This window comes from Klebsiella sp. CN_Kp097, assembly GCF_040064495.1.
Taxonomy (GTDB): domain Bacteria; phylum Pseudomonadota; class Gammaproteobacteria; order Enterobacterales; family Enterobacteriaceae; genus Klebsiella; species Klebsiella aerogenes.
Genome location: NZ_JBEAIL010000007.1, coordinates 93,706 through 106,221, shown reverse-complemented (window position 1 = coordinate 106,221; position 12,516 = coordinate 93,706). Strand labels below are relative to the sequence as shown.

Below are 12,516 nucleotides of genomic sequence, written 5' to 3'. Positions count from 1 at the left end.
TGCTAATTTTACCAACCTCCTTTTGTCACAAAAGTGAAATATAACTTTCTCTGATAAACTGCTTTAGCTAATAATCCAGATGAATAATGCAACGATGCACCAGAAAGCGCTAAGTCCCACCAGTAGTGAGCCCCAGACCTGACTGCGCAGCGTTGGATCGATTTCCGCTTTGTCACTTTGGTATGCCATCGCGAGCTTTGTATAATCGATATTGTTTATCATTTCATCACCACCAATTGCTAAAATCATCAGGTACAGATAAATCTTAATAAGATATATAAAATAGATCCAGCTAATTCGGGAACAGGTAAAAGGCTTTTAGCCGTTATTTTGATCGCAGCGGGTATAATGAAAAAGTAATGAAGTGAAATACGCAGAAATGTGATTACAACGAGGTTTATAAGTTCTGATAAGGTCCATAATAGAAAATGGCACTCCCCGGAGGAAATGCCATTTAGCAATACGATTATTTTTCCGGCAGTTTAATATCTTTGAACATCGCCTCAATATCCTCATTCGAACGTAGCGCCACGGCTGTGTCTACCACATCCCGCGTCAAATGTGGCGCAAAACGCTGAATAAAATCATACATATAACTTCTGAGGAAGGTGCTTCGGCGGAAGCCTATCTTGGTGGTGCTGTGGCTGAAAATACCATTGGCATCAAGTTTTACCAGGTCCGGATCGGACACTGGATCGACCGCCATGCTGGCAATGACCCCAACACCAAGCCCTAAACGCACATAGGTTTTGATAACATCGGCATCAGTCGCGGTGAAGACGATACGCGGAGTTAGCCCGGCGCGATTAAACGCGGTATCCAGTTCGGAACGTCCGGTGAAGCCGAAGGTATAAGTCACCAGCGGGTACTGCGCCAGCTCTTCAATGGTCACCGAGCCTTTAGAAGCGAGCGGGTGATCCGGGGTCACCACAATTGAGCGGTTCCAGTGGTAACACGGCAGCATCACCAAATCGTCGTACAGATGCAGCGCTTCGGTAGCAATGGCAAAGTCGGCATTGCCCTTCGAAACCGCTTCAGCAATCTGCGTCGGCGACCCCTGATGCATATGCAAAGAGACCCGCGGATAACGCTCAATAAAGCCCTTAATCACCCCAGGCAGCGCGTAACGCGCCTGAGTATGGGTGGTGGCGACGTACAATGAGCCTTTATCCGGCCAGGTGTGCTCCCCTGCCACGGATTTAATGGCCTCAACTTTGGACAGCACTTCGCGCGCGATGCGGATAATTTCCTGCCCGGCTGGAGTGACCTGAGTTAAATGCTTGCCGCTGCGGGCAAATATCTGAATCCCTAACTCATCTTCCAGCATCCGCACCTGCTTGCTGATGCCTGGCTGCGAAGTATACAAACCTTCGGCGGTAGAGGAGACATTCAGGTTATGGTTAACAACCTCAACGATGTAGCGGAGTTGCTGTAGTTTCATGGCTGATATCCGTAAACGCGTAAAATGAATCCGCTTAATACACATTACGTTCAGACTGCTGCCTGCTGGCGGCAAAATGCCAGACATTCCCTGCGGCGCGCCGAACCAGCGCCACAACGCGTCCTGAAACCGATGATGTATAAGACGATTTGATAATAAAAAAGTGATTCTCTATAACCACTATATCATTTATATCTACAGTGTATAGATGGTAACAAAAAATAATAAGTCGGTTATAAAGCGGGAGCGACGAGGCGGTGCGCGTGGATAATCGGAGAGAAAATGGGCCGCATTGCGGCCCATTCAGAAGGTTACTTTTTCGCTTCAGTCCATTTGCCGTCGATAAAGAAAGCGGACCAGCCGGTCGCTTTGCCCTCTTTCTCGGAGGAGACGTACTGTTGCTTGGTCTTACGACTAAAGCGTACCAGCGTTTTATTGCCTTCCGGATCCTGCTGCGGCGCATCGGCCAGATAACGCAGCTTTTCAGGCAGGCGATCGCGGAAGCGGTACAACTCTTCCACTAATGGCGCACGCGTTTCACGTGATTTCGGGAAGGTGTTTGCCGCCAGGAAAACGCCCGCCGCGCCATCGCGCAGGACGAAGTAAGCGTCGGACTTCTCGCATGGCAGTTCCGGTAAAGGCACCGGATCTTCCTTCGGCGGAGCCACTTCGCCATTACGCAGGATCTTACGCGTATTTTTACACTCGTCGTTGGTACAAGCCATGTACTTACCAAAACGCCCCATTTTCAGGTGCATTTCGGAGCCGCATTTCTCACACTCCACGATAGGGCCGTCATAGCCTTTGATACGGAACTCGCCCTCTTCAATCTCATAGCCATCGCAGGTCGGGTTGTTGCCGCAGACATGCAGTTTGCGCTTCGGATCGATAAGGTAACTGTCCATCGCGGTGCCGCATTTCTGACAGCGACGTTTAGCGCGCAGCGCGTTGGTTTCGGCATCATCGCCTTCCAGCACGTTGAGGACTTCGTTTTCCGGTACCAGGTTAATAGTGGTTTTGCAACGCTCTTTCGGCGACAGCGCGTAGCCAGAGCAGCCGAGGAATACCCCGGTACTGGCAGTACGAATGCCCATTTTACGCCCGCAGGTCGGACAGTCGATACTGGTCAGCACCATTGGGTTCGGCTGCATGCCGCCTTCTTCAGGATCCTTCTCAGCCGTCTGTAGCTGGGAAGTGAAATCGCCAAAGAAGTTATCCAGTACCTGTTTCCACTCGGCCTGATGATTAGCCACCTGATCGAGGCGGTCTTCCATCTGAGCGGTAAAATCGTAGTTCATCAGATCGCGGAAGTTCTCTTCCAGACGGTCGGTGACGATTTCACCCATCTTTTCAGCGTAAAAACGACGGTTCTCGGCACGTACATAGCCGCGGTCCTGGATGGTCGAAATGATCGACGCATAAGTGGACGGACGACCAATGCCGCGTTTTTCCAGCTCTTTCACCAGCGAGGCTTCGCTGAAACGCGCAGGCGGTTTGGTGAAGTGCTGCGCTGGGGTCAGTTCCACCAGGCTCAGGCTGTCGCCCTGATTGACCACCGGTAACGTACGGTCTTCATCGCCTTTACGCAGCGCGGGCATCACTTTCGTCCAGCCGTCAAAGCGCAGCGTACGTCCGCGGGCTTTCAGTTTGAACTCGCCAGCCTGTACCGTCAGGGTGGTTGAGTCGTATTTTGCCGGGGTCATCTGACAGGCGACGAACTGACGCCAAATCAGTTGATATAATTTCTGCGCATCGGCTTCCATGTCTTTCAGCGATTCCGCCATCACGTTCACGTCAGAAGGACGAATCGCTTCGTGCGCTTCCTGCGAATTTTCTTTGCTGGCGTACTGATTCGCGTTTTCAGGCAGGTATTTTTTGCCGAAGTTATCGCCGATATAGCCGCGAACCATGTTCAGCGCATCCTGACTCAGGTTGGTTGAGTCGGTACGCATGTATGTAATATGGCCGGCTTCATAAAGACGCTGGGCCATCATCATGGTTTTCTTCACGCCGAAGCCAAGACGGGTACTGGCGGCCTGCTGCAGCGTGGAGGTGATAAACGGCGCGCCCGGCTTGCTGCTGGTCGGCTTATCTTCGCGCTCCAGCACGCTATAGCGCGCTTTTTCCAGCAGCGCGACGGCAGCCATGGTTTCGTCGCGGTTAACCGGACGGAACGGCTTGTCATTCTTGTGAGTCACCTGCAGCGGTAATGCATCGCCGCCCGGCGTGGTAGTACTGGCGTCGATCTCCCAGAACTCTTCCGGAACGAAGGCTTTAATTTCGCGCTCGCGTTCAACGACCAGGCGGACTGCGACAGACTGCACGCGTCCTGCGGACAGACCGCGGGCAATTTTTTTCCACAGCAGTGGAGAAACCATATACCCCACCACGCGGTCCATAAAGCGACGCGCCTGCTGGGCATTAACACGATCGATATTCAGCTCGCCCGGCTTCTCAAAGGCCTGACGAATCGCGTTTTTGGTGATTTCGTTAAACACCACGCGGCTGTACCGTTGCTCATCACCACCGATAACTTCCCGCAGGTGCCACGCAATGGCTTCCCCTTCGCGGTCAAGGTCGGTTGCGAGATAGATGTGGTCGGCTTTTTCCGCCAACTGTTTGAGTTCTGAAACTACCTTTTCTTTACCCGGAAGTACTTCATAATGCGCATTCCAGTCGTGCCATGGGTCCACGCCCATGCGGTTGACCAGAGCGCCACGTTCATCCTTTTTAGGCTTTTTAGCCCCTTTGGTGGAGGTAGAGTCGGCGCTCTTTTTGGAAGCTGAGCCACTGGTCGGCAAATCGCGGATATGACCGACGCTGGATTTCACCACGTAGTCATTACCCAGATACTTATTGATCGTTTTGGCTTTTGCCGGGGACTCAACGATAACGAGAGCTTTACCCATATTCACCTTTACCTAATTTAATTCATCCAGGAATACATCGCACATTGATTCACCATCCACTAGCGACGTGCCTGATATGTTGCGGCCACGTCGATGGATATCAACCCTCTGCACGCCCAGTTTCACATCCATAAAACCAGATAGCTGAGTTTGCTGGCTTTTGCGAGCCAGGTTGCATAGCACGAAGAATTTTTGGCCGAATGTCAAGCAAATCTGTTGCCAGATCGCTGAAAGCGTCACACTGTACCTGATAAAATTCGTTACGCAACTTTATTAGCATGCAAAAGCTAACTCCGCCAGTAAAGTGATGTTTCTTAGCCAGTTGCAATTACCCCTGCACAATCAATGGAAAATTTGCCCGTTGCCCTCTCGCGGCGTAGACTACCGGCGAAGAACTACAGGAGTCCGTTATGCAAGGTACAACCCAACCCATCGAACGCCAGGCGTTACTTGAAATTGCCAACCAACTCATTCGCGATCATGAAGATACGTTAGCCGGAATTGAAGCCACCAACGTCGTTCAGCGTAACGGGGTTTTGGTGTTCAGCGGCGAGTTTTATCTTGATGAACAAGGTTTGCCGACAGCGAAGAGCACTGCCGTATTTAACATGTTCAAGTATCTCGCTCATGAGTTGTCAGATAAGTATCACCTGGTTGATTAACCGCCAGTCATTGATGGGCCGGCTCTCGGCTTAAGCCAGCCAGAAAAAACAACGCGAGGTATCAGCCTCGCGTTGTTTTTATTACATTAACGGTTTTTGTCCACGCTGCCACCAGCGCAACAATAGACGGTCAGCGCTTTCCGCCGCGCTCCCGGTAACGCGATCGAGCAATTTCTTACGCTGCTGATAACGCACGCTAATCACATCGTGATTATCCATCATGCTCAACAGGAGTTCATCGCTGGTTTGTACCGCATCCGCCAGCCCTTTTTCCAGCGCCTGCACGCCGTACCAGTGCTCGCCGGTCGCCACCTTTTCGATATCCAGCGACGGGCGCATCTGATGGACGAAATCTTTAAAAAGCTGATGGGTTTCATTGAGATCGTCGCGAAACTTCTGTCGACCTTCCTCGGTGTTCTCGCCCAACATGGTTAACGTGCGTTTATATTGCCCGGCGGTATGGAGTTCAATATCGATGTCTTTGTTTTTCAGGAAGCGATTGATGTTGGGGATCTGCGCCACTACGCCAATCGAGCCAAGGATAGCAAACGGCGCGCAGACGATTTTGTTCGCCACGCAGGCCATCATATAGCCGCCGCTGGCAGCGACCTTATCGACCGCGACCGTTAGCGGGATTTGTTTATCACGTAAGCGCTGCAGCTGCGAAGCCGCCAGGCCATAGCCGTGAACCACTCCGCCAGGGCTTTCCAGACGCACCACCACCTGGTCGCGCGCCTTCGCCGAAGCCAGCACCGCCGTAATTTCTTCGCGCAGGCCGCTTACCTCGTGAGCATCCATACTGCCTTTGAAATCCAGCACCCAGACACGCGCCTTGCCGCTGGGTTCCGCGGTACCCAATTTTGCCCGGGCTTTGGCCTGTTTGGCTTCCTGCTTATGTTTTTTCTTCTGCGCTTTATGCCAGAGTTTTTGCTGCGGGCCATCCAGTAGCGCCACCGCCAGCTCTTCTTTCATCTCCTTATATTGCTCGCTAAGATTCGTTACCCGCAGCTCGCCGCGCTGCTTCTTACGCTGAGTCAGATTAACGATAATGGCGGCGATAACCGCAATGGCGACGACGATAGTCGCAGCCTTGGCTAAAAATAAGCCGTACTGAGCAAGTAATTCCACGTTTTCACCTTGTGTAAAGCACTGACGTTGACGCACAGTGTACATCAGCCTTTATCATCAAGTCTCTGCGCTTTCCGTGCGCTGCGAGGCGCATTCCCGTTTTTTTTGTCGCAATGAAATCGTTGCAAGATATTAATTCTGCGAAGAGTTTCCCTTTGACTGATTGCAATCATCAATCGTTTGAGGCATAAAGCGCAAAAGTAAGATACCGAATAAGACATGGCCGTACGCAGGCCAGCAGAGGAGTCGCCGTGCACTATCAACCGCAATATCACCTACTTAAAGACCGTATCATTCTGGTCACCGGCGCCAGCGACGGCATTGGCCGTGAAGCCGCCCTCACCTATGCGCGCTACAGCGCAAGCGTGGTCCTGGTTGGTCGCAATGAAGAAAAACTGCGCGGGGTCGCGCAAGAAATTGAACAGGCTGGCGGTATTGCGGCACGCTGGTTCACCCTCGACCTGTTGACCTGCACGCCGCAGGAGTGCCAGCAGCTGGCGCAGAAAATCGCGATTCACTACCCGCGCCTTGACGGCGTGCTGCACAATGCCGGCCTGCTTGGCGACGTCTGTCCGATGGACCAGCAGGATCCTGAGGTATGGCAGCAGGTGATGCAGGTAAACGTTAACGGCACGTTTATGCTCACCCAGGCGCTTCTTCCTTTATTACTCAAGTCCGATTCCGGCTCGCTGGTGTTTACCTCTTCCAGCGTTGGCCGCCAGGGCCGCGCCAACTGGGGCGCCTACGCGGCCTCTAAATTCGCTACCGAAGGGATGATGCAGGTCCTGGCCGAAGAGTACCAAAGCCGTCATCTGCGGGTAAATTGTATTAATCCCGGCGGTACGCGTACCAAAATGCGCGCCAGCGCCTTCCCGACAGAAGATCCGCAAAAGCTGAAAACCCCCGCCGATATCATGCCGGTCTATTTATGGCTGATGGGCGACGATAGCCGGCGCAAAACCGGTATGACCTTCGATGCCCAGCCGGGGCGTAAACCAGGGATCTCCCAATGAGCGATCAACGCTACCGCGAGCGCCAGCAGCGGGTAAAAGACAAAGTCGATGCGCGGGTCGCCGCCGCCCAGCAAGAACGCGGCTTGATCATGGTATTTACCGGTAACGGCAAAGGCAAAACCACCGCCGCCTTCGGTACCGTCACCCGCGCGGTTGGACACGGTAAAAAAGCCGGCGTGGTGCAATTCATCAAAGGTACCTGGCCTAACGGTGAGCGTAATTTGCTGGAGCCGCACGGCGTCGAGTTCCAGGTGATGGCCACCGGCTTTACCTGGGATACGCAAAATCGCGACAGCGATACCGCCGCCTGCCTCGATGTCTGGCAGCACGGGCGCCGGATGCTCGCCGACGATAGCCTGGATCTGGTACTACTGGATGAACTGACCTACATGGTGGCTTACGACTATCTGCCGCTGGAAGAGGTGCTGACGGCGCTGCGCAACCGCCCAGCGCATCAAACGGTGATGATTACCGGCCGCGGCTGCCACCGCGAGATTATCGAGATAGCCGACACCGTCAGCGAACTACGCCCGGTAAAGCACGCCTTTGACGCCGGGGTCAAAGCGCAGATGGGGATTGATTACTAACCGCCAGCCTCGCCAGCAGTTGGCCGTTTAATGGCAGGCATACGCAGTCCTCGCCGAGCGCCAGCTGCTGGTCGAGGACGTTTTGCCGCGAAACAAAGCGTTTGCGGTACTCGGTCGGCGTCAGTCCGCAGTATTTGTTAAAGGCGGCGATCAGGTATTTGTGCTCCTGAAAACCGCAGCTATGGCTGATTTCGGTGATCGGCGTACGCGTATCACGCAGTAGATTGCGAGCCTTATTCAGCCGCACCAGGGTCAGATACTCTTTAAAGTTGTAACGACTCACCCGCTTAAACAGCCGGGAAAACCACGAATAGCTCATGCCGCTGTGCTCTGCCACTTCGCTCAAGGTCAATGGCCGGTCGTAATGCAGATTAATATAATCAATGCCTTTTTTAATCATCGACTCTTCGCGTAGCGAGCTCTCCTCCCGCTCCTGCGGCTCTCCTGCCGTCACTAGCGCATCAAGCAGCAAATATATCGCCGCGATACGCTGGAATGGCGTACGGTTATCGACAAGCTGTTGCAGCAGCGCCGTTAACCGCTGGCGCACCTGCCAATCCACGCTCTGCGCAATACGCCCGGCGGTACACCACTCCAGCCGCGGAGAAGGATGCATTTCATCAAACAGACCTGGCGAAAACTGCACGGTGACCAGTTGGCTACCGGGCATCTCCGCGCTGAGTGAATGCACCTCCTCCGCGTTGATATACAACATATCGCCCGCGCGCAATTGCCACTCCCGCTGGCCGACGGCCAGCGTGAAACCGCCATGCAGGACGGTGATAAGCTCCGGCGCCGGGTGCCAGTGAGGTTCGCAGTAGCGCACCTCGGCGGCGAAGACGTTGAGTTTCTCAGCGTCGAAGGCGATCAGCTCGTAGCCGCTATTGGTCGCCGGCTGCCCGCTTTGTGTCACCTGACGGGGATGCGTCACTGAAAACGGGAACACGGAGTACCTCCTGAACTTTTGTTGATTAATGACCCGCCAGCACGGCATTGAGTTCGTCGCGATCGATATCCAGCGCCAGGAACTCAGTCAATGCAATCAGCAAACCACAGAACAGATCTGGCGCCAGGCGGATAAGCTTTTCACGTACCAGGTCTGGCGCTACCCCGCTCTTCGCCGATATCAGCGCTACCACGCGGGCAAAGGCTTCTGGCTGTTGAATAAGCTGCTGCAGAGAATTGTCGTCGCGCAGCGGTACGTAGCGCGCAGGGCAATCAATCTCAACGCTTGCCGTTAAGGGAAGATCGCGAGACGAGGCACCCACGTAGATTTGCCACTGCCCTGGGGTCACCAGCCAATCCGCCAGCCCTGGATGATAGCAGGCTAAATCAGCGACGGGCAGCGCAAGCTCAACGCGACGCGTTTCCCCTGCCAGCAACGACACTTTGCTAAAGGCTTTCAGCGCGCGAACCTCGCGGATCAGCTCCCCTTTCGGGGCCGTAACATACAGCTGTACAATCTCCTTGCCCTCGCAATCGCCGATATTCGTTAAATCAAAGGCGACATGCAGGGTTTCGCCTTCGGCAAGCCGCGATGCGGAAAGCGCAAGATTGGCATAGCTGAATTGGGTATAGCTCAGGCCAAAGCCAAACGGGAAACGCGGCGAAAGAAGGCGTTTATCGTAATAGCGATAGCCGACAAATAGGCCCTCGCCATAGTGATGGCGCAGGTTTTCCCCCGGATACTGTAGCCAGGCAGGCGTCTCTTCGAGAGTATTTGGCACCGTGACGGTTAGCTTACCGCAGGGGTTGCGCTTACCGAAGAGAATTTCAGCCACGGCGCGCCCCATCCCCTGTCCGGCGAAGAAGGTTTCCAGCAGCGCCCGGCATTCGCCAAGCCATGGCATCACCACCGCATCGCTGTTGGCCAACACCACAACCAGGTTTGGCTGTACCCCGGCGACCTCACGGATCAGCTGTTCGTGCGCGGGAAGAATATTCAGATCCTGGCGATCGCCATTCTCGCCATCTTCACCGACCGCCGTGCTGACAAAAATCACTGCCACATCGGCGGCTCCGGCGACGTCACGCGCCTGCGCCAGCGCCTGCTCGTCGCTTTGATTGTCGTCTGGCGCGCCCGGCGCCCAAGTGACCTTAAAGTCATCCCCGGCAAGATCGAAAATCTCATCCAGCGGACGGTCGAGTAAATAGGGAACCGTGGTGGCACAACCCGAGCCCTGAATAACCGGCTCCTGAGCGGGTTTACCGATCACCGCGATGCGCGGCGTTTTGTGTGGCTTCAGCGGCAGCAGGTTGTCTTCATTTTTCAGCAATACGATGGATTCTGCCGCTAAACGCTGCGATAACGCATGGTGTGCGGCAAAGTCAGCACGCGTGTGCGGCCGGCGATGTCGTTGCACTTTATCAACCAGTTCCAGCATCCGCAGACACGCCTGGTCGATCACTGGCATCGGTACCTCGCCGCTGGAGATTGCCGCCAGCAGGGTTTGTTTGTCCCGGCGGGTTTCCGGCATCGCCAGGTCATTGCCGGCAAGCAGCGATGCCGGGCGATCTTTAATACCGTACCAGTCGGACATCACCAGACCGTCATACCCCCATTCATCACGCAATACCTGGGTCAGTAAGAACGGATCCTGCGATGTTTGAACGCCATTTAGACGGTTATAAGAAGACATCACCGTCCAGGGCTGGGATTTGGCGATCGCTCGTTGAAATCCGGCGAGATAGATTTCACGCAGCGCCCGCTCCTCAATAATCGAATCCATTTCGGTACGCCGATACTCGGAGTTATTGGCGGCAAAATGTTTAAGGCTGGCGCCGACGCCTTCGGCCTGTAAGCCGTTAATCAGTGCCGCGGCGATATCCCCGCTAACGACCGGGTCCTCTGAATAGTATTCATAGCCGCGTCCAGCCAGCGGGGTGCGCCGAATGTTAATTCCCGGCCCCAATAGAATACCCACCCCCATCTGTTGGCATTCGCGACCCAGCGCTTCGCCCATCTCCCGTACCAGTTCAACATCCCAGCTACAGGCCAGACTGGAGCCATTCGGAAAACAGGTGGCCGGCAGCGAGGCGCTGAACAACGCTTCGCTGCCGCCCTTGGCGACAGGCTCGTCGGCGCTGGCCTGGTCGGCGGTTTGGGTAATCACCGAGATGAAGTCATCCATGCTCCACTTTTCATTGCCATCTATTTGCGCGCTGCTATAGCGCACGCCGTAGGTACCATCGGTCATCACGATATCGGGGATATCGTGCTGCGGCATCGATGCCGTGCGCCACAGGCCGCTGCCGGTCAGCAGCGCCACTTTTTCCTCTACCGACATGGCGGCGATAACGGTACTAAAATCGTTGTTCATCTCTCTGACTCCTTGAGGTTAAAGCGCGTTTTGCTTACGCAGGCTGATTTTCTGCACGATATCGCGATAGGTTTTTTCATCTAACGCATAGCAGGCCACGAAGATGGCGCTGATGGCGAACATTGCGCCGGGGAAAAGCGTCATCAGAATATTGATGCCATTAATCGCATCGCTGGTCACATTACCCGCATCATAGTGATAGAGATCCAGCATCCAGCCCGCGCAGCCGCCGCCAATCGCCATCGCAATTTTGGTGATGAAGTTAAAGAAACCGTAGATGGCGCCCTCAGAGCGTACACCGTGATGCCATTCAGCATATTCGACGGTGTCGGCAATCATCGACCACATGGCGACAAAGCCCATGCCAAGCGTAATGCTGTAAAGACACACGCCAATCATTATCAGCCACAGGTTATTACCAGCAATGAAATATTGCATCAGCACTCCCAGCACGCCAATTAACAACGCCAGAAGCGCCATTTTCTTTTTCCCCATTAACGCAATCACTTTCTCAGAGATTATGGTTCCAATAATATAAGCGCCAGACTGAATCATGAAGAAAGTAGCGGTAAACCCTTCGCTACCGATAATGTATTTAATAAAGTAAATAGCGATCGCCATCCATACGGTATAGGCGATATAGAAAAACACGGTAAATAATGAAAGATGAATCAGTGGTGCATTACCTAATACCGCACGGAACATTTCGCGAAGCGTCGGCGCATTCATTTTATCCTCTTCACCAACGCGTTCTTTGGTCATGCCAAAACAGGCAAGAAACATAAAAGTCGCTAACAGTGCAAAGCAGGAAACGGCAAAGACATAGCCCATTTGTTTGTCGTTAAAGGGCGAAATCAGCCAGTCTGCCGTTGTGGAAACAATCAGATACCCGACAATAGCCAACACAAAGCGATATACCGACAGCGACGAACGCGAGGCCTCATGCTGCGTCAAGCGATTGGTCAATGCCGAATAAGGTGTGTTAACCGCCGTATAGGCCAGGCAATAGATGGTATAGGAGGCCAGCGCGAAATAAAATTTAGCTTCCCCGCCAAATGGCACAAAACACAACACGGTTAAAAAGCCTAACGGTATCGCACCATATAATAGCCAGGGACGCAATTTGCCATATTTACTCTGCGTTTTATCAATTGCAAAGCCAATCAGGATATTAAAAATTGCGTCAATCACCCGGGCAATCACAAAGATCAGACTCGCCTGTACCGCGCTGATGCCATAAACATTCGTATAAAAAAACAGTAAGAATAACGAGACAAAACCGAACGATAAATTAGAGGCGAAATCGCCTAAGCCATAGCCTATCTTTTCTTTTACGCCGATGACCACATAGCTTGCCGATAACTTTGTTGTTGTACTCATTGCGGGCTACCTGTTTTGTAATCAGTGCCGACAGTATATGGCGACGCTAATAACATCACTTTGCGTTATTTGTCTG

At 53.5% G+C, this 12,516-nt stretch carries 10 protein-coding genes; 3 read left to right on the top strand and 7 right to left on the bottom strand.

The window, feature by feature from the left end; translation table 11 throughout:
* Window positions 1–63 precede the first annotated feature (63 nt).
* The 3 genes from ABLV07_RS10750 to topA form a co-directional block, all read right to left on the bottom strand.
* Entirely contained in the window at window positions 64–222 is a 159-nt protein-coding gene (locus ABLV07_RS10750; RefSeq protein ID WP_020078578.1) for a YmiA family putative membrane protein, read from the bottom strand.
* Between the two features lie 244 nt (window positions 223–466).
* Window positions 467–1,441: an HTH-type transcriptional regulator CysB gene (cysB, locus tag ABLV07_RS10745; protein WP_015705738.1), complete on the bottom strand. Its 975-nt coding sequence runs from the start codon at window positions 1,439–1,441 to the stop codon at window positions 467–469.
* A 311-nt stretch (window positions 1,442–1,752) separates the two neighbouring features.
* Window positions 1,753–4,350 carry a type I DNA topoisomerase gene (topA, locus tag ABLV07_RS10740; RefSeq protein WP_015366223.1) on the bottom strand — a complete coding sequence of 866 codons (2,598 nt, stop codon included), beginning with the start codon at window positions 4,348–4,350 and terminating at the stop codon, window positions 1,753–1,755.
* Between the two features lie 410 nt (window positions 4,351–4,760).
* On the opposite strand from topA, the gene ABLV07_RS10735 reads away from it, so the two are divergent.
* Complete coding sequence (locus tag ABLV07_RS10735; RefSeq protein ID WP_015366222.1) at window positions 4,761–5,012, top strand: YciN family protein; 252 nt, start codon at window positions 4,761–4,763, stop codon at window positions 5,010–5,012.
* Window positions 5,013–5,093: 81 nt separating this feature from the next.
* On the opposite strand, the gene sohB is transcribed toward ABLV07_RS10735, so the two are convergent.
* Entirely contained in the window at window positions 5,094–6,140 is a 1,047-nt protein-coding gene (gene sohB, locus ABLV07_RS10730) for a protease SohB (protein ID WP_045363798.1), read from the bottom strand.
* 251 nt (window positions 6,141–6,391) lie between these two features.
* On the opposite strand from sohB, the gene ABLV07_RS10725 reads away from it, so the two are divergent.
* Window positions 6,392–7,153, top strand: coding sequence for a YciK family oxidoreductase (locus tag ABLV07_RS10725; RefSeq protein ID WP_015366220.1), 762 nt, complete (start codon window positions 6,392–6,394; stop codon window positions 7,151–7,153).
* Window positions 7,150–7,740: a cob(I)yrinic acid a,c-diamide adenosyltransferase gene (cobO, locus tag ABLV07_RS10720; RefSeq protein WP_015366219.1), complete on the top strand. Its 591-nt coding sequence runs from the start codon at window positions 7,150–7,152 to the stop codon at window positions 7,738–7,740. Before ABLV07_RS10725 ends, cobO begins: the two co-directional genes overlap by 4 nt.
* On the opposite strand, the gene ABLV07_RS10715 is transcribed toward cobO, so the two are convergent.
* The 3 genes from ABLV07_RS10715 to ABLV07_RS10705 are packed head-to-tail and all read right to left on the bottom strand — an operon-like array spanning window position 7,712 to window position 12,440.
* Complete coding sequence (locus ABLV07_RS10715) at window positions 7,712–8,686, bottom strand: AraC family transcriptional regulator (RefSeq protein ID WP_015366218.1); 975 nt, start codon at window positions 8,684–8,686, stop codon at window positions 7,712–7,714. The genes cobO and ABLV07_RS10715 overlap by 29 nt on opposite strands.
* 25 nt (window positions 8,687–8,711) lie before the next feature.
* Window positions 8,712–11,060: a glycoside hydrolase family 3 C-terminal domain-containing protein gene (locus ABLV07_RS10710; RefSeq protein WP_316501986.1), complete on the bottom strand. Its 2,349-nt coding sequence runs from the start codon at window positions 11,058–11,060 to the stop codon at window positions 8,712–8,714.
* Window positions 11,061–11,078: 18 nt separating this feature from the next.
* Window positions 11,079–12,440, bottom strand: a complete 1,362-nt coding sequence (locus ABLV07_RS10705; RefSeq protein WP_032708278.1) for an MFS transporter — start codon at window positions 12,438–12,440, stop codon at window positions 11,079–11,081.
* Window positions 12,441–12,516 lie beyond the last annotated feature (76 nt).

Excerpts from the sequence above, each read along its gene's own strand:
- cobO (WP_015366219.1), top strand. The coding sequence starts at position 7,150 with ATGAGCGATCAACGCTACCGCGAGCGCCAGCAGCGGGTAAAAGACAAA.
- ABLV07_RS10735 (WP_015366222.1), top strand. The coding sequence starts at position 4,761 with ATGCAAGGTACAACCCAACCCATCGAACGCCAGGCGTTACTTGAAATT.
- ABLV07_RS10750 (WP_020078578.1), bottom strand. The coding sequence starts at position 222 with ATGATAAACAATATCGATTATACAAAGCTCGCGATGGCATACCAAAGT.
- topA (WP_015366223.1), bottom strand. The coding sequence starts at position 4,350 with ATGGGTAAAGCTCTCGTTATCGTTGAGTCCCCGGCAAAAGCCAAAACG.
- ABLV07_RS10710 (WP_316501986.1), bottom strand. The coding sequence starts at position 11,060 with ATGAACAACGATTTTAGTACCGTTATCGCCGCCATGTCGGTAGAGGAA.
- ABLV07_RS10705 (WP_032708278.1), bottom strand. The coding sequence starts at position 12,440 with ATGAGTACAACAACAAAGTTATCGGCAAGCTATGTGGTCATCGGCGTA.
- cysB (WP_015705738.1), bottom strand. The coding sequence starts at position 1,441 with ATGAAACTACAGCAACTCCGCTACATCGTTGAGGTTGTTAACCATAAC.